The organism is Vannielia sp. ABF1_015 (assembly GCF_056160745.1).
Map to the genome: position 1 here is coordinate 1120668 of NZ_JBSWXT010000001.1, position 16926 is coordinate 1137593.

Genomic DNA, 16926 nt, shown 5'->3' on the forward strand with positions numbered 1-16926 from the left:
CACCATGGCCATGCGCCGTGTGAATGGCAACGCCGGTTGACAGTGCCGCGCAGGCCGGAAAACGTGGCGCTGAGGAGGAGCGCCATGATCATCGACGCGCATCAGCATTTCTGGCAGGTCGAGCGGGGCGACTACGGTTGGCTTGACGAGAGCGTGGCCGCGATTGCGAAGGATTACGGCCCCGAGCATCTGGCCCCCATGGCGGGCGCCTGCGGGGTGGGCGGCACGGTGCTGGTGCAGGCCGCGCCGACGGTTGAAGAAACCGAATATTTGCTGGCCTTGGCGGATGACACCCCGTTGGTGCAGGGCGTTGTTGGCTGGGTTGACCTTGAAGGCGATGTGCCCGGCCAGCTTGCCCGCATCTCTCACCCGGCGCTGAAGAGCCTGCGCCCGATGTTGCAAGATATCGAAGATACCGACTGGCTTCTGCGCCCTGCCGTGATCGAGGGGCTGCGCTATGTTGCGCGGGCTGGGCTGCGGTTTGACGCGCTGGTCACGCCGCGTCACCTGCCGATGCTGGAGCGGTTCGTGGCAGACCTGCCAGAGCTTCCGGTGGTGATCGACCATTGCGCCAAGCCGGTGTTCTCGGGCAGCGACCCGGGGGCGGAGTGGCGCGCGGGAATGGACCGGCTGGCTGCGCATGGCCATGTGTTTTGCAAGCTCTCCGGGCTGGCCAATGAATATGGGCCGGGATGGAGCGCGGAGGGCTTGCGAGAGGTGGCAGGCCATGTGCTGAAGGCCTTTGGCCCGGAGCGGGTGATGTGGGGCAGCGACTGGCCGGTGCTGGAACTGGTGGGCGATTATGAGCGCTGGTTCGAGGCGGCGCAGATGCTGACGCGGGGGCTTTCGGCCCAAGAGCGGGCAGCGGTGTTTGGCGGAACGGCGCGGCGGTTTTACGGCTTGGAAGACTAGGGAGAGCAGGGATGCAGAAAATGGGTTTTGTCATCGGCATCGCGCCTGAAAATATCCCTGAATACAAACGCTTGCACGCCGAGATCTGGCCGCAGGTGGCCGAGCGGATCAAGGCCTCCAACATCACCAACTATTCGATCTTCCTGCGCGAGCCGGAAAACCTGAAGTTTGGATATTGGGAATATGTCGGCAACGATTTCGAGGCCGATATGGAGGCTATCGCTGCCGATCCGGTGACGCGGGAGTGGTGGGCTGTGTGCGGGCCAATGCAGCGCCCGCTGGAGAGCCGCGCCGAGGGCGAGTGGTGGGCCGGGATGGAGCAGGTGTTTCACCTGCCCTGAGCCGGCCCCGCGCGCTCATCCCGGGTTATACTCGCGGTTAGCCTCCGGGTCTTCGGTGGAATGGCCGAGGCCTGCCAGCTCTTCCCACACCGCCTCGGGCACATCCCATTCGGCCCAACCGACGGTTTGCGCCACCCGCTCGGGGCTGGACACGCCGATAACGGTGGAGGTGATGCGCGGGTCGCGCAGCGAGAATTGAAGCGCCACCGCTCCGACCGGCACCTGATGGCGGGCGCAGACCTCTTCGATCGCGCGGACGGGGGCGAGCGCCTCGTCATCGGCCTTTTGGTAGGTGATTTGAGGCATCACGGTGGAGCCCTTGGCGAGCACGCCGCCTGCGTAGGGCGCGGCGTTGAGCACCGTCATGCCCGCCTCATGCGCCCAGCTGAACATCTCGTCCGCGGCGCGGTTGAGCAGGGTGTAGCGGTTGTGGTTGAGGATCACGTCGAAGGGGCGCTCCTTGACCAGCGGGAACATCATATCGAGCCGGCCCATCGCGAGACCGACCTTGTCGGCGATGCCCTCCTCCTTCAGCTTGAAGAGTTCGTCGAGAGCGCCGCCGGGGCCGCGGATTTCTTCGAGGTCGCGGGCGTGCTCGGGGTCGTGCAGGTGCAGCAGGTCGATCCGGTCGACGCCCATCGCTGTCAGGCTCTCTTCAACCGACTGGCGCACGCGGGCGGCGTCGAAGCGGCCTGTCTCCATATCACGGTCGAGCTTGGTGGCGAGGACGAAGCCCTCGGGCAGCCCGCCGCGTTCGGCGATGGCCGCGCCGATCCGCTCTTCGGAGCGCCCGAAGCCGTAGTTGCGCGAGCTGTCGAGGAAGTTGCAGGGCCCGTCGAAGATGGCACGGAACGTGGCCCGCGCCCTCTCTTCGCTGACCTCGTAGCCATAGGTGCCGGGCATGTCGCCCAAGGCCGAGGTGCCAAAGCAGATCGAGCTTACCTTGGGGCCATTTTTACCGAGTGTTGCGTGCTGCATCGCGTCCTCCTTTGCGTTGCCGCCAACCTAGACGAGCGTCGCTCCGGCTGACAGGGGCAGACAACCCATTGTTGAGAAGAAATGAAAATTTCCCTTCCCACGCGCGGGTTGTCAGGTATCAATGTGGAGGCAAGCAGCCCTGCGGGACCGGCTCTTGAGGAGGAGGCCGCCCGCGCCACGAGGCTGGTGCAACGGGAGGATCGCAATGGTTGGCACGGCGCAAGCGCCTATCGTGGAACTGTCTGGAATTGGCAAATCCTTCCCCGGTGTGCGCGCTCTGCATGAGGCCCGGCTTGATCTGCGACCCGGCGAGGTTGTGGCCCTGATGGGGGAGAACGGCGCCGGAAAGTCCACGCTCATGAAAATCCTGACTGGCGTCTACCAGCCCGACGAGGGCGAGATTCGGGTGGATGGCCAGCGGGTGACTGTGCCCGGGCCGACGGCGGCGCAGGATTTGGGGATCAGCATCATCCATCAGGAGTTGTTCCTGATGAACCATCTGACAGTGGCGCAGAACATTTACATCGGGCGCGAGCCGCGCAAGGGCTTTGGGCTGTTCGTGGATGAGGCGAAGATGAAGGCCGATGCGGCCGAGATCTTTGCCCGGATGAAGGTGGACATCGACCCAGGTCAGGAGGTGGGCGAGCTTACCGTGGCCCGCCAGCAGCTTGTGGAGATTGCGAAGGCGCTCAGCTTCAACGCGCGGGTGCTGGTGATGGATGAGCCGACTTCGGCGCTGAACGAGCGTGAGGTGGAGCACCTTTTTGCCATTGTGGATGACCTGAAGGCGCAGGGTGTGGGGATTGTTTATATCACCCACAAGATGAAGGAGGTGACACGTATCGCGGACCGGATCCTCGTGATGCGCGATGGCGAATATATCGACACGCTGCCTGCCGAGGGCACCTCGATTGATCAGGTGATCCAGCTGATGGTGGGCCGCGAATTGGCCAACCAGCACCGCGCCGGCGGCGAGCCGCAGGCCGAGGAGGTGCTGCGCGTGGAGGGGCTGAACCACGGGCGGATGGTGCAGGATGTGAGCTTTTCGCTGAAGAAGGGCGAAATCCTTGGGTTTGCCGGGCTTATGGGGGCCGGGCGCACGGAGGTGGCCCGCGCGATTTTTGGGGCGGACCCGATCGACAGCGGCACCATCAACGTGCACGGCGCGCCGCGGCAGATCAACAGCCCCAAGGACGCGGTGCAAAACGGCATCGCCTATCTCTCCGAGGACCGAAAGCAGTTTGGCCTCGTCACCGGCATGAGCGTGCGGGACAACATCACCATGGCCTCGTGGAAACGCTTCGTGAAGGGCCGAGTCTTCATGCGTGACGGGGCGCTGAGGCAGGTGGCGCGGGACTATGTGGCGAAGCTGAAGGTGAAGACGCCAACGGTGGATCAGGAGACCCGCCTGCTTTCGGGCGGGAACCAGCAAAAGGTGGTGATCGCCAAGTGGCTGCTGCGCGATTGCGACATTTTGATTTTCGACGAACCGACCCGGGGCATCGACGTGGGGGCCAAGGCGGAAATCTACACGCTGCTGGAGGAACTGGCTGCGCAGGGCAAGGCGGTGATCGTCATTTCTTCGGAGCTGGAGGAGGTGCTGCGGCTTTCCCAACGCATACTGGTGATGAGCGAGGGCCGGATTACCGGTGAGCTCGATGGCCGCACGGCCACGCAGGAAGACATCATGACCTTGGCGACCGCTCGCCACGAAGACGCCGCCTGAAAGGGGACACAGCAGAATGACAGACGCGATAGCCACGCCCGCCGACGACCCCAAACATGGCTTCATCACCGTGGGCACCCTGCAAAAGGCGGTGGCCTTTGTGGTGCTGATCTTGCTGCTCGGCTTCTTCTCGATCTTCGCGCCGAACTTTGCGCAATGGTCGAACATGGTGAACATCATGCAGGCCACGGCGGTGAACGGCGTGCTGGGCGTGGCGGTGACCTTTGTGATCATCACCGGCGGGATCGACCTTTCGGTGGGCACGATGATGACGCTGACGGCGGTTGTTGCCGGGCTGATCCTGACCAACCTCGGAATGCCGCTGCCGCTGGGCATTGCCGGGGCCATCCTGTTTGGCGGGTTCATGGGCTCGATCTCGGGGGGATGTGTGGCAAAGCTGAAGATCCCGCCGTTCATCGCCACGCTGGGGATGATGCAGATTGCGCGGGGGCTGGCGCTGGTGTTTTCGGGGGCCAAGCCGATCTATTTCAACGACACGCCGAGCTATTATTATCTGTCGTCGGAAAGCTCGATCACCCTGTTGATACCGGGGCTGGAGATTCCCAACGGCGTTTTCATCATGTTCGGCGTTGCCATCATCTCGTCGATCGTGCTGACTCGCTCGATCCTTGGCCGCTACATCTTTTCGCTTGGGTCCAACGAAGAGGCGGCGCGGCTTTCGGGCGTGAACGTCGACCTCTGGAAGATCGTGACCTACGGCGTGAGCGGGATGATTTGCGGCGTTGCCGGCCTGCTGATTTCGTCGCGCCTCAACTCGGCGCAACCTGCGCTGGGCCTTGGCTACGAACTCGACGCAATCGCCGCCGCCGTGATTGGGGGCACTTCGCTTTCAGGCGGGCGGGGCACGGTGCTGGGCACCATCATTGGCGCCTTCATCATGTCTGTGCTGACCAATGGCCTGAGGGTCATGGGGGTGCAGGAAGAATGGAAGATCGTGATTACCGGCGTCATCATAATCGCCGCCGTTTACGTCGATATCATGCTCCGCAAGAAGAGCTAATCCCGGGAGGAGTGTTGGGGCGTCCGGGCGTCCGCATCTAAAACGGTTATCTGGGAGGAAACCACCATGAAGAAACTCATCGCAGCCCTTGGCGCGGCCACCATGCTGGCTGGCCCCGCCATGGCGCAGGACACTTACTTTCCGATCGTCGCCAAGGGCTTCAGCCACCAGTTTTGGCAGGCGGTGAAGCTGGGCGCGGAAACGGCGGCCGAGCGCAACGGAGTGACGATTACCTTTGAAGGGCCGAATACCGAGGCCGAGATCGACAAGCAGACCGATATCCTGAACGCCGCCATAGCCAAGAAGCCGCAGGGCCTTGGCTTTGCCGCGCTCGACAGCCAGGCCCAGGTGCCGGCGCTGCGCAAGGCGGCTGAGGCGGGCATTCCGATCGTGGCCTTCGACTCGGGTGTGGAATCTGACCTGCCGCTCACCACCTGCACCACCGACAACATGGCGGCTGCCGCCGCTGGTGCCGACGGCCTTGCAAAGGCGATTGGCGAGGAAGGCAAGATTGCCGCCGTGATCCACGACCAGACCTCGGCCACTGGCATTGGACGCCGTGACGGCTTTCTTAACCGGATGGAAGAGGCCTACCCGAACATCGAGATCGTGAGCGTGCAATATGCCAACGACGCGCTGAAGGGCACCGAGACGGCCAAGGCGCTGATGCAGGCAAACCCGGACCTGAAGGGGATCTTTGCCTCCAACGAAGGCGCGGCCATCGGGCTTGCGGTGGCGATCAAGGAGACCGGCTCCGACATCGTGGGCGTTGGCTTTGACTCCGGCAAGAGCCAGAAGGACGCGATTATGGACGGCACATTGCTGGGCTCGATCACTCAGAACCCGGTGGGCATTGGTGAATGCGTTGTGGATTCGCTGGCCAAGGCGCTGAAGGGCGAGGAACTGCCCGAGGTGATCGACACCGGCTTTTACTGGTACGACAAAGACAACATGGACGACCCGAAAGTGGCCGCCGTGCTTTACGACTGATCCGGCTTTGCCGTGAAATCGGCCCTCTCCCGTTTGGTTCGGGGGAGGGCCTTTTCATTGCGTCGGGGCCGCTGCCCGGGCCTTAACCGCGCCGGAATATCCGCTGGAACAGCCCGAGCGGCAGGTAGCGCCCGGCGGTGAAGAGCCATGCGAAGGGGGCGGGGAAGCTGGTGGAGAAGCGGCCCGAGCGCAGGGCCTCCATCACCTTTTCGGCGGCCTCTTCGGGCTGCATCAGCTGCGGCATCTTGAAGTCGTTCTTGCGGGTGAGCCTTGTGTCGATGAAGCCGGGGTTGACCCGCTGCACTGTCACCCCGGTGCCATGCAGATCGGCGCGCAGGTTTTCGGCGATGTGCATCAGCCCGGCCTTGCTTGCGCCATAGCCGATGGCGCCCGGCAGACCCCGGAAGCCAGAGAGCGAGCCGACCAGCACGATCCGCCCGGCATCGCGCGCCACGAAGCCCGGGAGGGCAGCGCCGAGCACTCGGAGCGCGCCGAGGAAGTTGGTTTCGGCCATGGTCAGCACTGCATCGCTTTTCCATTCGGTGGCCTTCATCGGCTCATAAGCGCCGACGCAATAGAGCAGCCCGTCGACTGCGCCGGCCTTTGCGGTGGCGCCATCGACCGAGGCACTGTCGGTGACATCCATCGGGACCACCTGCGCGCCGCCGATGGCCTCGGCCAGCTCGTTCAGCTTGTCTTCGCTGCGGGCCGACAGCACCAGTGATGCACCTTCTGCGGCGAGCTTCTCGGCGACGGCGCGGCCAAGGCCTTCGCTGGCGCCGATGATCCACCATTTGGATGACTTATCCATGGGCAACCTCCGGCGAGGCCTCGGGCCGCATGGTGGCTACGAGTTCGGCCAGCGTGACGCCGAAGCGGCGCATTTGCGAGCGGTTCATCACCGTGCCGCCGGGCATCAGGTAGAGCCAGTCTGTGACGTCCAGCTCGTGCCCGCCTGCCTCGTCTGGCAGCCGCAGCCGATAGCACAGCCGCAGCGTGGCACCGCTGACCTCGCCCCGGCCAATCCCGACGATGTCGGGCGCTGTTGCGGTTAGAGAGCCATTGTTGTGCAACACCAGCTCCCAGCGGCGATTTTGGGTGCGCCCGCTGTCATAGGTGAACTCTTCCACTAACGCGCCGCGGGTGCCTTGCCAGCTGCCCTCCATGCGCGCCTCGAAGCGCGAGGCAACCTTGCCGGTGGGGCCATAGATCACCCCTTCGGACACCATCGGGCCAGACAGCACGTGGCGCGGGTCAAAGGGGGGGGCGGTTTCGGCATAGGCCTCGGGGCGTTGCGCCACGAAGCTCAGCGCCTGTGCGCGGTAGGCCACGAGGGCGAGGCAGAGCGCCAGAAAGAGGGAGAGGGCGATCAGCATGTCTGTCACCTGTGCCCGAGCTCGACCTGCACCACATCGGCGCGGCCCGTTGCGAAGGCGGCAGCGCAGATGCCGAGGTAGTAGCGCCACGTGCGCAGGAACCTCTCATCCTGCCCCTGTGCCCGGATGCGCGGGGAGGCGGCGGTGAGCCGGGCCTCCCAGTCGCGGCAGGTGCGGGCGTAGTCTTGCCCGAAGGAGAAGTTTTGATGCACCTTCAGCCCGGCCTGTTGCGTCTGCTCGGCGATCACCGCGTCGGACAGCAGCATGCCGCCGGGGAAGGTGTAATGCCGGATAAAGTCGGACCGGCGGCGATAGGCGTTGAAGTTTTCATCGGGCACGGTGATTGCCTGAAGCATCGCCCGCCCGCCTGCGGCCAGCCTAGCCTTGAGGGTGGAGAAGTAGGTGGGCCAGTAACGCTCGCCCACGGCTTCGACCATCTCGATGGAGACGATCCCATCGTAGGTGCCCTGCACATCGCGGTAATCTTGCAACCGGATCTCAGCCCGCCCGTCGAGCCGGGCGTCGGCATAGCCCTTCTGACTGGGCGAGATTGTGATTCCGGTCACGTGGCGGCCTGCATCGGCGGCGCGTTCGGCAAAGCCGCCCCAGCCGCAGCCCACTTCGAGCAGGCGGTCGCCCGGCACGCGGTTGAGGATGCGGTCATATTTGCGCATCTGCGCCTGCTCAAGGTCGTCGCCCGGGGCGTAGAGGCCGGAGGAGTAGCTCATCGAGGGGTCCAGCCAGAGCTGGTAGAACTCATTGCCCACATCATAGTGGGCGCGGATGTTGCGGGAGGCACCGCGGCGGGAGTTGGCCCGCAGCACCCGGTCGATCAGCCCCATCTTCAGCCGTTGCAGCGGGCGGGGGCGGGCCGTGTTGCCGAGGGCGGTAAGGTTGGTGAGCGCGATGCTGGAGACATCCTCGATGGAGGTGCTGTCCCACATGCCGGCGACATAGGCCTCGCCGAAGCCGATATCGCCACGCGCCGCGATTGCCGAAGCCACGCGCCAGTCACGCAGGTGCAGCTCGGCTTCCGGCCCATGGGTGCCAAAGCTGTGCCGGTGGCCCTCGGGGGTTATCAGCCGCAGGCGACCTTCGGTGATCTGCTCGCAGGCTGCCAGAAACTCACGCCGCAGCCGACGGGTGACGGGCGATTGCGGCAAGCTGGCCGGGGCCTCGAGCGGAAAGGTGGCGGGGGCATTCATCGGGAGACCTCGTGTTCAGGCGGGAGTGGTTTGGAGCGATAGGCAATGCCCTTGGCCTTGAGGCGCAGGGCGTGCCAGTAGATCAGGGCCAGCACCCGCAGCGGCCCGAATGGGCGGCGAATGGCGCTGGCGAGGATAGCGCGGTTGGTGAGTGGCGCGCGGGGGCCGACCAGCGTGGCCACGAGCCCGGCTTCGCCATCGCGCAGCAGGATGCGAAAGGCGATGCGGTCGGCCTTCAGGTCGAAGGAAAACTCGTAGCCGCCCGATACATCTTGAAACGGCGAGACATGGAAGATCTTCGCCGCCGTCAGCCTGTCTTGCGGGCCGATCGGGGTAAATCCGGGGTGGGCGCAGAGGTAGCTGTGGCGCTCGCCGAAGGTGTTGGAGACTTCGGCGATTACCGCCACCAGATTGTCGCCGTCGAGCGCCAACCAGAAGCTGACCGGGTTGAACCAATAGCCAAGGAAACGCGGTTGGGCGAGGAGGCGCAGCGCCAGCCCCTTGGGCGCGCCCGCCTCGGCCAGCACCTCGCGGGCCCATGCCGCGCCGCGGCCTTGCCCGCGCGGGCCGCCGTGGGTGCGGTCATGCACGGAGGTGAGGTTGAGGCGGTTGCGCGAGAACAGCGCCGGGGTGCTGGCGGTGCTCTCGGGGTCGATCATCACGTAATCCACCCCGTGTCGGAAGGCGTGAGAAGCCGCGCCGCGCCGTGCATGGGTGGTTTCGGCCCGCAGGAGTTGTGGTGCGAAGCTCATGCCGCGCGCTCTGCCGTTGCCCGCGCCCGGGCGATGCGGGCCGCGCTGGCGAAGCCGTCTTCATGGAAGCCGAAGCGCAGCCATGCTCCGGCGAACCATGTGTTGTTCTGCCCGTTGCGCGCCGCGATCCGCTCTTGGGCCGCGAGTGCGCCACGGTCGAACACGGGGTGATCGAATATGACCTCGTCATAGATCAGCTCTTCGCGTACCGGGGTTTGCGGGTTGAGGGTGACGAAGAGTGGATCGTCCTCGGGGATGCCTTGCAGGCGGTTCATCCAATAGGTCACGCCTACTTCGCGCTCTGCCCCGACCTGCTCGGCGCGGTAGACCCATGAGCTCCAGCAGGCGCGGCGGCGGGGCATCTGGCCTGCATCGGCGTGCAGGATCGCGCGGTTGGGGCGGTAGGCCACGGCACCGAGGTCGGCCCGCTCTTCGGAGCTCGCATCGGCCAGCATGTTCAGCGCCTGATCGGAGTGGCAGGCGAGGATGACCTCGTCGAAGCGCTCCGCCTCGCCGCCACCTGCGCGCAACGATACGCCGCCCGCATCGCGGTTTACGGCCTCGACCGGGCAGCTGGTGCGGATCTCTACGCCCAAGGCCCGCAGCCGGGCCTCCAGACGGCGCACATACTCCACGCTGCCGCCCTCCACCGTCCACCACTGGTGCTGCGCGCCGGGCGACAGCAGGGCGTGGTTACGGAAGAACCGCAGCAGGCTTTTGGCCGGAAAGGCCCCGACTTCGCCGGAAGGAGTGGACCAGATCGCGCCGCAGATCGGCAGCAGGTAATCGCGGCGGAAGGCTTCACCCAAGCCCAGTTCGCGCGAGAGTTCATCGACCGTCATATCGTCACTTTCGGCGGCCGCCTCTGCGCGGGTGTTGAAGCGGGCGATGTCGCGCAGCATCCCGAGGAACGCGGGGCGGGCGAGGTTGGCCTTTTGCGCGAAGAGGCCCTTTAGGTCGCGCAGGGCATATTCCAGCCGCCCGCCATCGAGGCTGACGCCGAAGCTCATGTCACTTTTGATGACCGGCACGTCCAACTCTGCGAACATGCGGGTGAGATGCGGGTAGTTGGCGTAATTGAAAACGATGAAGCCGGTATCGACCGGCTGGTTGCCGCGCTTCCCGGCTGTCACCGTGCGGGCGTGGCCGCCGAGGCGCGGCGCGGCCTCCATCAGGGTGACACGGTTGCCGGGGGCCATCAGCAGGGCCGAGGCCATCCCGGCGATACCGCCACCGACAATGGCGATGCGGCGGCCTGCGTTTTGCGCGTCGAGTGACATGGGTTGTCCCTTGCAGCTTTTGATCCAAGGTCGAAATTTTCAACCGTTCTGCAAGGCTCTACGCACCAGCGGCACAATTGGTTCAAAGTTTGATCCGATCCTTGGGCTCTTCCGTAATACCCCATATGCTGGATCAGACAGATACCCTTCAGGCCGCCCGTGCCGCCGCCGCTCCGCCTGCGGGGGCCTTGGTGTGCGAGAGAAGAAAGACAGCGCCTATGGGCTCAGATGGCCGAGATGAGACAGACGCCGCCGCCCTGTCGCCGCCGACCCGGTGGTTGCTTGCGGTGCGCGATGGGCGCGACCGGGGGGCCTTTGCGAAGCTGTTTGACCATTTCTCCCCGCGGCTGACGGCGATGATGCTGCGCTCGGGCATGTCGCGGGCCATGGCGGATGACGTTGTGCAGGACGTGCTGCTGACAGCGTGGCAGAAGGCTCATCTCTATGACCCGGCCCGCGCGCAGGCCGCCGCATGGATTTACCGGATTGCCCGCAATCGCCAGATTGACATCATCCGCCGTGAGCGCCGCCCGATGCCGGAGGCGCTGAAGATGGAGAGCGAGGAGGTGGGGAGCGATGCTCAGGCCAGCCTCGCGCTTGATCAGGAGGCCAGCCAGCTTAGGGCGGCCCTGGAGAACCTCAAACCGGAGCAGCGTGAGGTGATAGAACGCGCCTACCTCTCCGACCTTACACATAGTGAAATTCGCCAGAGCACTGGCCTGCCGATGGGCACGATCAAATCGCGCATCCGGCTGGCTCTCGAACGCCTGCGTCATGAACTCAAAGGACTAAGATAACCATGTCGCCTGTCAGCCATCATATCCCCGAGGATATCATTGAAGCCTATGCGAGTGGGGCGCTGCCCCACGGCTTTTCTGTTGTTGTTGCCACCCATCTTTCGCTCTGTTACAGCTGTCGCGCTGTGGCAGAGGCTTGCGATGCGCTGGGTGGCGTGGCGTTGGAGAGCTTGGGCGCAGATGCCGCTGGAATGGCGCCGGACCGGGCGTTGCGCGAGAAGACACTTGCCCTGCTCGATGCCCCCCGCGCGGTGCCCGAAGACCCTAAGCCAATGGGTATTTTCCCTGCCGCTGTGGCTGCGGAACTGGGCGCTAAGGGCCCAGCGTGGCGCAACATTGGTGCGGGGATCCGCCAGCAGATTCTTGTGGACGGGCGGGAAGGCTCTGCCCGCCTGCTCAGCATCCCCGGCGGCAAGGCGGTGCCGGACCACGGCCACAATGGGCTGGAGATGACGCTGGTGCTGCAAGGCAGCTTTCATGACGTCACGGGGCGCTATGCGCGGGGCGATGTGCAGGTGGTGACCGACGATCTGGAGCACACGCCGACGGCTGACCCCGGGCCCGATTGCATTTGCCTTGCGGCAACCGACGCGCCGCTGCGTTTTAACGCGATGATCCCGCGCCTGTTGCAGCGTTACTTCCGCATCTGAGCGGGGCTGTGCTGGCCTAGTTGAAATCCATCGGCAGGTTGAACGACTGGCTCGCGCCGCCAAGCTGCCTTGGCGCGCGCGGCATTCGGCCTGCGCTGCGCACCGCGCGGACGGCGGCCTGATCGAGACGTTTGTTGCCGGATGAGCGGACGATGCCGAGCCCGGTGACTTGCCCCGAGGCGGCGACGGTGATGCGCAGCACCACCCGCCCGCGCCCGCCGGGAGAGCGCTTGCGCCGCTCCACCCGCGAGCGAATTTGTGCGCCCCATTTGCCTATCAGGCTCTGCTTCTGGCTGGCGGAAAGCTTGCGCGCCCCGCTGTTGGTGGCCACGCCGGCCTGAGAAGAGCCGCCCGATCCGGCAGACTTGGCCCCGGCCCGGGCGCGCGAGGTTTCCTGCGCGGGCTTTTCTGCCGGTTTGCGGGCCGTGGCCGATTTTTGCGGCGCGGGCTTTTGCGGTTGGGCTTGCGGTTGGGGCTTGGGCGTTTGTGCCACCGGCGGTTCGGGCCGCTTTGGCATTTTGCGCGGGCGGATGCTGCGCGCGGGGGCGGTTTTCGGCTTGAGCGGCTCGGCGTTGGCGGTGTCGATCTGCGGGGCTTGCGGCGGCTCTGCCTGCGGTGCGGCGGGTTGGCGCGGCAGGGCGGCCGGGCGGCTTGGCTCGGGCAGGGCCGCAAGCTGCGGCTGTTCGGCCTGTGGTGGCAGTTGCACTGGCGCAAGCGCGCTGGGCGGCACCTCGACCGAGGGCGAAATCGGGCTGGGTTGCAGCACCGGCGTGGTATCCAGCTGCGGCGTGGCCTCGGCCACATCGGGCGTGGGCGGCGCGGGGCGGGCAAGGGGTGGCGCGGTGTCGGGCCGGGCCTCCAACTCGGGCGGGGGCGCATCGGGTTCTGGCGTATCGGGCTGCGCTTGCTCGACCGGCTCGGTCAGCTCTGGCGGGGTCTCCCAGTCTTCTACCATGCTGGCCACGGCCTCGGTTGCCGGGATGATCGAGGCCTCGCTTTCCCCGCCCTCGCCGCCGGTTGTGGCGCCGCTGTCGGGCAGGGGGATGGCAAAGGCGATGGCGATGTGCAGAAGCACCGCCACGCCGACAAATACCGGGAAATCCGCCCTCATTGCGGCACCGCCACCAGCTCGACGCGGGGCAGCCCCGCCGCTGCGAGCTGCCGCAGGACGCGCGCCACGGTGGCCGCTTCCACCCGCCCGTCAGCCCGAAGCTGCGCTGCTTCGCCCGCTTGGGCGACAAAGGCCGCCAGCGCCGCTTCCCCGCGCGCCTCCCCAAAGGCCAAGGTGCCCTCGGCCCCGATATAGAGCACGGCCTCGCGGCGCTCGGCCTGCTCGCCGCTGGCCACGGGCGGTGCCACCTCGATGGGTTCGGGCGGGGTGAGGCTGGAGGTCATCAGGAAGAAGATCAGCAGCAGGAAGACCACGTTGATCATCGGCACGACCGACTCGGTGCTGGAGCGGCGGGGTGGATCGGCGAAATTCATCATTCGACCAGCACCAATCCGGTGAAGCCGGCTGCCCGCAGCGCTTCTGCAACCGAGACGATGCGTTGCAGGTCGGCCCCGCTGCGCCCGCGCAGAACGATTGTGTCTCCGGGGGTTTCGACCAGCTCTGCAAGGGCAGCGGCCAGCGCGGCCTCGCCGGTTTCAACGCCGTTCAGCAGGGTTTGCTCGGGCGTCACATCGACCAGACGGGGCGGGCCGGAATAGGGGGCCGCGCCGCCGCTGCCGACCAGCGGCATGGGCAGCATCACCTCGGTGCCGAAGCGAGAGGCCAGCATGAAGAACACCAGCAGCAGGAAGACCACGTCGATCAGCGGGGTCAGGCTGGGCCGTCTGGCCTTGCGGGGTGGCTCGAACAGGGTCACTCGGCTGCGGCCCGTGCCATGCTGGGGGCCTCCTGGGGCGCGGGCGGGGCGGCGATGAAGATGCGGGCGGCGATATCTTCCATGTCGCCGCGGATCGAATCGCGCACGCTTTCAAACCACGTCAGCGCGGCAGAGGCGGGGATGGCCACGGCCATGCCGGCGGCGGTGGTCAGCAGCGCCTCCCAGATCCCTCCCGCAAGCTGCGAGGGGTCGGCGCGGCTGCCCGCGCTCTGTAGCGTTTGGAACGCCTCGATCATGCCGAGGACCGTGCCGAGAAGGCCGAGCAGCGGGGCGATGGTGGCAATGAGCTCCAGAGCGCGAAGTCCGGTGGAGAGCTCTCCGAGGCGGCGGCGGGCGGCGCGGGTGACCTCTTCACGGGCGGCAGGCTCATCGAGCGACAGGCGGGCCTCGATGGCGGCGCGGGTGAGGCGGCTGCGGGTGCCCTTGCGGCCCTTGAGTAGCGCAAGGGCGGTGTCGGCATCGCCCGCCTGCCAGGCTTCGGCGGCGCGGAAGGCGGCGCCGCGGGACCATGCCCCGGCAAGAAAGAAGCGCCATGCTTTCCAAAGGATGAGGGCGAGGGTCAGTACCGCGAGCGCGGCGATGGCCCAGATGGCCGGGCCGCCGTCGATCAGGAAGCGCGTCAGGCGGTTGAGCGGATCGGTCGGGGCGGGTTCTGCCGGGGCGGCCAATGCCGGATCGGGCGCAGGAACCTTGGCGGGTGGCGCCTCGGAGGGCGCGATCTCGGCAGGCGCGGCGGCGTCCACATCGGGATCTCTTGCGGCCCCCGGTGGGGCGCTTTCGACCTCTGTTGCGGGCGCGCTCATCGCCGGGGCGTCGGTGCCCACTTGCGGTGGCGTCTCTTCTTGCGCGCTGAGTGGCGCGGCAAGCAGGCAAAGCGCCAGCGCGGTGGCGAGGCAGGGGCGGGCGGCGAGGCGGATGTCCATCTGGCGGGCTCCTAAATCACTGGCAGGGGCGCGGGCTGGGGCACCCCCTGCGGGTTTTGCGGTATCAGAACTTCATGTTCGCCGAAACCAGGAAGCTCCGGCCCGGCTCCGTGAGGGGTTCAACCCGCGAAAAGCCAACACCATCGTTGCCCCGGCCCGAGTAGGTGGCATCGAACAGGTTTTTCACATCAAAGCGCACGGTGAGGTTGTTATAGGCGGGCGTTGTATATGTGGCCCAGAGATTGACCACCTCGTAGCTTTCCAGCGGGTCGTAGCCCTCAGGCACATCATCCACCTCCAGCGCGATCTCGGCCGTGCCGCCGAAGGTCCACTGATCGGTGACGTCATAGGCGCCGGAAATGCCGATGATATGCCCCACCGGGCGGCCGACATAGTAGGACGTGGTGGCCACTGGCCCCTCATCCACCTGCACATCGGCCAGCGTCCAGTTGCCCTCTATATACCCGCGCGCGCCGGTGTAGCGCAGCTTGGCGTCAAAGCCCTGCGAGGTCACATCATAGGCTGCCGCTTCGCCGGTGGTGGTGAAAGGGTCGTTGGCGTCTTTGATCTCGGTGTGGAACAGGGCGAAGCCAGCCTGCCACGGCCCCTGCTCATAGCGCAGGCCGATGCGGTAGTTCATCGAGCGGCTGGTGATCTGCTCGCCGTAGGCGGGCGCACCGCGCAGGCCGATCAGGGCGGCCTCGTTAAGCTCATAGCCGCCCCAGACAGAGGCCGCACCCAGGTTGAGCGTGAGCCTGTCGGTCAGCATGACGTCGGCGGCGGCATTGACGCTGACGCCGGAAGAGGACCATTCCTCGCCGGTCGCGCCGGTGAAGGTTTGGCTGTCAACACGCATGCCGTAGGAGAGCGACACGCGGGGGCTCACATCTTGGCGCATCTGGGCGTAGAGGCCGATGTTGGAGAGCTCTTCCTCACCCGCCGTGGCGGAAGTGCCGGTGTTGGTGGCGGTCTCTTGGAAGAAGTCGATCCCGGCGGTCAGCACACCGCTGCCGAGCGAAAACTTGTTTTCGGCTTTGCCCGAGAGCGAGCGGTTGCGGCCCTGCGCGCTTTCGGCATCGACCAGTTGCTCGTTCCAGGCCAGTTGAACGGTGGGCGCCCAGATGCCCTGCGGGTTTTCGTCGGTATAGGTGAAGGCGTAGCTCGTCCGCGAGGTTTCGGCGACGAGGTAGGTGGTGGCCCGGGCTGGCACATCCTCGAAGTCGGGGCGCGGGAAGCCGCCTTGGAACGGGCGCTGGCCCTTGTCGGTGATGTGCTCGGCGGAGAACTCGAAGCGTTTGCCGCTGTCGGTATTGTAGGCGAGTTTGACGAAGGCGTCCTCGAGGTCGGGTTCGGTGCCGCCGACCACGTGGCCATCGCCGTTTTCGAAATCATCCCCGGTTTGGCGGGAATAGGCGAGAAGGTATTCAAACCCGCCCTGCGCGCCGTAGATCGCCGCCGAACGCCGGAAGGTGCCGCCATTGGAGCCATAGGTCAGGCCGGTGAAGCCGCCCACGGTTTGGCCGGGGTCGAGCAGATCACGGGCGTCCTTGGTTTCGTAGGCGATGATGCCCGCCAAAGCGCCGGGGCCTGCATCTGCCGGAGCGAGGCCCGAGCTGACGTTGACGCTTTTCAGGAGGAACGGATCAAGCGGGACGTTGCCGGTGTGGTGGAAGGCGCCCTTGTTCTGGCGCGCGCCGTCGATGGTGACGGCGAGGTTGCTCTCTTCCAGCCCGTGCACCAGCACCTTCTGGGCGATGACCGAGCCGCCGGTGGCGAGAATCTCGGATTGCCCGGCGAAAAGCTCATCGGTGCTGGCGGCGTTGCGCTCTTCGATCTCCTCGGTGGAGATCTCGACATTGCCGAGCATGTCCTGTGCCGCGTCAGACTCGACGCGGATTGCCTCAAGGTCGACAACGTCCTGTGCCGTAGCGGCGCCAGCGGCAAGCGCGGATACAGAGGCCAGCAGAAGAGCCCGTGCATGGTTGTTCATTGGATATGTCCCTGGTCTTCGTTCTGTGACGGATTTGGCCGGCTGGCGCGGATAACGAGGGAAGCGTCTGGCTTGCGTGGCTCTGGGTGGTGGATA

The 16926-nt window shown here is 65.9% G+C and carries 18 protein-coding genes; 7 read left to right on the forward strand and 11 right to left on the reverse strand.

Going from position 1 to position 16926, the window contains the following annotated elements:
• Positions 1 to 84: 84 nt before the first annotated feature.
• Positions 85 to 912 carry an amidohydrolase family protein gene (locus ACXAG6_RS05820; protein WP_475335938.1) on the forward strand — a complete coding sequence of 276 codons (828 nt, stop codon included), beginning with the start codon at positions 85 to 87 and terminating at the stop codon, positions 910 to 912.
• Between the two features lie 11 nt (positions 913 to 923).
• Positions 924 to 1253 carry an L-rhamnose mutarotase gene (locus ACXAG6_RS05825; protein WP_475335941.1) on the forward strand — a complete coding sequence of 110 codons (330 nt, stop codon included), beginning with the start codon at positions 924 to 926 and terminating at the stop codon, positions 1251 to 1253.
• Positions 1254 to 1268: 15 nt separating this feature from the next.
• Here ACXAG6_RS05825 and ACXAG6_RS05830 read toward each other — a convergent pair whose 3' ends face one another.
• The gene (locus ACXAG6_RS05830; RefSeq protein ID WP_475335942.1) at positions 1269 to 2231 is read right to left on the reverse strand and encodes an aldo/keto reductase; all 963 of its coding nucleotides are present in this window, start codon (positions 2229 to 2231) and stop codon (positions 1269 to 1271) included.
• 205 nt (positions 2232 to 2436) lie between these two features.
• On the opposite strand from ACXAG6_RS05830, the gene ACXAG6_RS05835 reads away from it, so the two are divergent.
• From ACXAG6_RS05835 to ACXAG6_RS05845, 3 genes are all read left to right on the forward strand, one after another.
• The gene (locus tag ACXAG6_RS05835; protein ID WP_475335945.1) at positions 2437 to 3957 is read left to right on the forward strand and encodes a sugar ABC transporter ATP-binding protein; all 1521 of its coding nucleotides are present in this window, start codon (positions 2437 to 2439) and stop codon (positions 3955 to 3957) included.
• Between the two features lie 16 nt (positions 3958 to 3973).
• Positions 3974 to 4978 (forward strand): ABC transporter permease, encoded by a 1005-nt coding sequence (locus ACXAG6_RS05840; protein ID WP_475335947.1) that lies wholly within the window; start codon positions 3974 to 3976, stop codon positions 4976 to 4978.
• A gap of 66 nt (positions 4979 to 5044) precedes the next feature.
• A complete protein-coding gene (locus ACXAG6_RS05845) occupies positions 5045 to 5968 on the forward strand; it encodes a substrate-binding domain-containing protein (RefSeq protein WP_475335948.1) in 924 nt (307 codons plus the stop codon).
• Between the two features lie 82 nt (positions 5969 to 6050).
• Here ACXAG6_RS05845 and ACXAG6_RS05850 read toward each other — a convergent pair whose 3' ends face one another.
• From ACXAG6_RS05850 to ACXAG6_RS05870, 5 genes are read right to left on the reverse strand one after another with little or no spacing between them, the layout of a single operon-like run.
• Positions 6051 to 6779, reverse strand: coding sequence for an SDR family NAD(P)-dependent oxidoreductase (locus ACXAG6_RS05850; protein ID WP_475335950.1), 729 nt, complete (start codon positions 6777 to 6779; stop codon positions 6051 to 6053).
• Complete coding sequence (locus ACXAG6_RS05855; protein ID WP_475337928.1) at positions 6772 to 7338, reverse strand: DUF3833 domain-containing protein; 567 nt, start codon at positions 7336 to 7338, stop codon at positions 6772 to 6774. Before ACXAG6_RS05855 ends, ACXAG6_RS05850 begins: the two co-directional genes overlap by 8 nt.
• Positions 7339 to 7349: 11 nt before the next feature.
• Positions 7350 to 8549: a class I SAM-dependent methyltransferase gene (locus ACXAG6_RS05860; RefSeq protein WP_475335952.1), complete on the reverse strand. Its 1200-nt coding sequence runs from the start codon at positions 8547 to 8549 to the stop codon at positions 7350 to 7352.
• Complete coding sequence (locus ACXAG6_RS05865; protein WP_475335954.1) at positions 8546 to 9301, reverse strand: DUF1365 domain-containing protein; 756 nt, start codon at positions 9299 to 9301, stop codon at positions 8546 to 8548. The genes ACXAG6_RS05860 and ACXAG6_RS05865 overlap by 4 nt, the downstream gene beginning before the upstream one ends.
• A complete protein-coding gene (locus tag ACXAG6_RS05870; RefSeq protein ID WP_475335956.1) occupies positions 9298 to 10581 on the reverse strand; it encodes an NAD(P)/FAD-dependent oxidoreductase in 1284 nt (427 codons plus the stop codon). The genes ACXAG6_RS05865 and ACXAG6_RS05870 overlap by 4 nt, the downstream gene beginning before the upstream one ends.
• Positions 10582 to 10706: 125 nt before the next feature.
• On the opposite strand from ACXAG6_RS05870, the gene ACXAG6_RS05875 reads away from it, so the two are divergent.
• On the forward strand, positions 10707 to 11378 hold the full coding sequence (locus ACXAG6_RS05875) for a sigma-70 family RNA polymerase sigma factor (RefSeq protein ID WP_475335958.1): 672 nt from the start codon (positions 10707 to 10709) through the stop codon (positions 11376 to 11378).
• 2 nt (positions 11379 to 11380) lie between these two features.
• On the forward strand, positions 11381 to 12028 hold the full coding sequence (locus tag ACXAG6_RS05880; RefSeq protein WP_475335961.1) for a ChrR family anti-sigma-E factor: 648 nt from the start codon (positions 11381 to 11383) through the stop codon (positions 12026 to 12028).
• A 16-nt stretch (positions 12029 to 12044) separates the two neighbouring features.
• Here the strand turns inward: ACXAG6_RS05880 and tolA are convergent, their stop codons facing one another.
• From tolA to ACXAG6_RS05905, 5 genes are all read right to left on the reverse strand, one after another.
• Positions 12045 to 13139, reverse strand: a complete 1095-nt coding sequence (gene tolA / locus ACXAG6_RS05885) for a cell envelope integrity protein TolA (protein ID WP_475335962.1) — start codon at positions 13137 to 13139, stop codon at positions 12045 to 12047.
• On the reverse strand, positions 13136 to 13516 hold the full coding sequence (locus ACXAG6_RS05890) for an ExbD/TolR family protein (RefSeq protein ID WP_475335964.1): 381 nt from the start codon (positions 13514 to 13516) through the stop codon (positions 13136 to 13138). Before ACXAG6_RS05890 ends, tolA begins: the two co-directional genes overlap by 4 nt.
• Positions 13513 to 13896 carry an ExbD/TolR family protein gene (locus tag ACXAG6_RS05895; RefSeq protein ID WP_475335966.1) on the reverse strand — a complete coding sequence of 128 codons (384 nt, stop codon included), beginning with the start codon at positions 13894 to 13896 and terminating at the stop codon, positions 13513 to 13515. The genes ACXAG6_RS05890 and ACXAG6_RS05895 overlap by 4 nt, the downstream gene beginning before the upstream one ends.
• The gene (locus ACXAG6_RS05900; RefSeq protein ID WP_475335968.1) at positions 13893 to 14840 is read right to left on the reverse strand and encodes a MotA/TolQ/ExbB proton channel family protein; all 948 of its coding nucleotides are present in this window, start codon (positions 14838 to 14840) and stop codon (positions 13893 to 13895) included. Before ACXAG6_RS05900 ends, ACXAG6_RS05895 begins: the two co-directional genes overlap by 4 nt.
• A 64-nt stretch (positions 14841 to 14904) precedes the next feature.
• Positions 14905 to 16830, reverse strand: a complete 1926-nt coding sequence (locus tag ACXAG6_RS05905; RefSeq protein ID WP_475335970.1) for a TonB-dependent receptor domain-containing protein — start codon at positions 16828 to 16830, stop codon at positions 14905 to 14907.
• Positions 16831 to 16926 lie beyond the last annotated feature (96 nt).

What these genes read in the sequence shown, in the direction of transcription:
- ACXAG6_RS05835 (WP_475335945.1), top strand. Translation starts at nt 2,437, where the DNA reads ATGGTTGGCACGGCGCAAGCGCCTATCGTGGAACTGTCTGGAATTGGC.
- ACXAG6_RS05840 (WP_475335947.1), top strand. Translation starts at nt 3,974, where the DNA reads ATGACAGACGCGATAGCCACGCCCGCCGACGACCCCAAACATGGCTTC.
- ACXAG6_RS05845 (WP_475335948.1), top strand. Translation starts at nt 5,045, where the DNA reads ATGAAGAAACTCATCGCAGCCCTTGGCGCGGCCACCATGCTGGCTGGC.
- ACXAG6_RS05905 (WP_475335970.1), bottom strand. Translation starts at nt 16,830, where the DNA reads ATGAACAACCATGCACGGGCTCTTCTGCTGGCCTCTGTATCCGCGCTT.
- tolA (WP_475335962.1), bottom strand. Translation starts at nt 13,139, where the DNA reads ATGAGGGCGGATTTCCCGGTATTTGTCGGCGTGGCGGTGCTTCTGCAC.
- ACXAG6_RS05880 (WP_475335961.1), top strand. Translation starts at nt 11,381, where the DNA reads ATGTCGCCTGTCAGCCATCATATCCCCGAGGATATCATTGAAGCCTAT.
- ACXAG6_RS05860 (WP_475335952.1), bottom strand. Translation starts at nt 8,549, where the DNA reads ATGAATGCCCCCGCCACCTTTCCGCTCGAGGCCCCGGCCAGCTTGCCG.
- ACXAG6_RS05890 (WP_475335964.1), bottom strand. Translation starts at nt 13,516, where the DNA reads ATGATGAATTTCGCCGATCCACCCCGCCGCTCCAGCACCGAGTCGGTC.
- ACXAG6_RS05830 (WP_475335942.1), bottom strand. Translation starts at nt 2,231, where the DNA reads ATGCAGCACGCAACACTCGGTAAAAATGGCCCCAAGGTAAGCTCGATC.
- ACXAG6_RS05820 (WP_475335938.1), top strand. Translation starts at nt 85, where the DNA reads ATGATCATCGACGCGCATCAGCATTTCTGGCAGGTCGAGCGGGGCGAC.
- ACXAG6_RS05870 (WP_475335956.1), bottom strand. Translation starts at nt 10,581, where the DNA reads ATGTCACTCGACGCGCAAAACGCAGGCCGCCGCATCGCCATTGTCGGT.
- ACXAG6_RS05850 (WP_475335950.1), bottom strand. Translation starts at nt 6,779, where the DNA reads ATGGATAAGTCATCCAAATGGTGGATCATCGGCGCCAGCGAAGGCCTT.
- ACXAG6_RS05825 (WP_475335941.1), top strand. Translation starts at nt 924, where the DNA reads ATGCAGAAAATGGGTTTTGTCATCGGCATCGCGCCTGAAAATATCCCT.
- ACXAG6_RS05900 (WP_475335968.1), bottom strand. Translation starts at nt 14,840, where the DNA reads ATGGACATCCGCCTCGCCGCCCGCCCCTGCCTCGCCACCGCGCTGGCG.
- ACXAG6_RS05865 (WP_475335954.1), bottom strand. Translation starts at nt 9,301, where the DNA reads ATGAGCTTCGCACCACAACTCCTGCGGGCCGAAACCACCCATGCACGG.
- ACXAG6_RS05875 (WP_475335958.1), top strand. Translation starts at nt 10,707, where the DNA reads ATGCTGGATCAGACAGATACCCTTCAGGCCGCCCGTGCCGCCGCCGCT.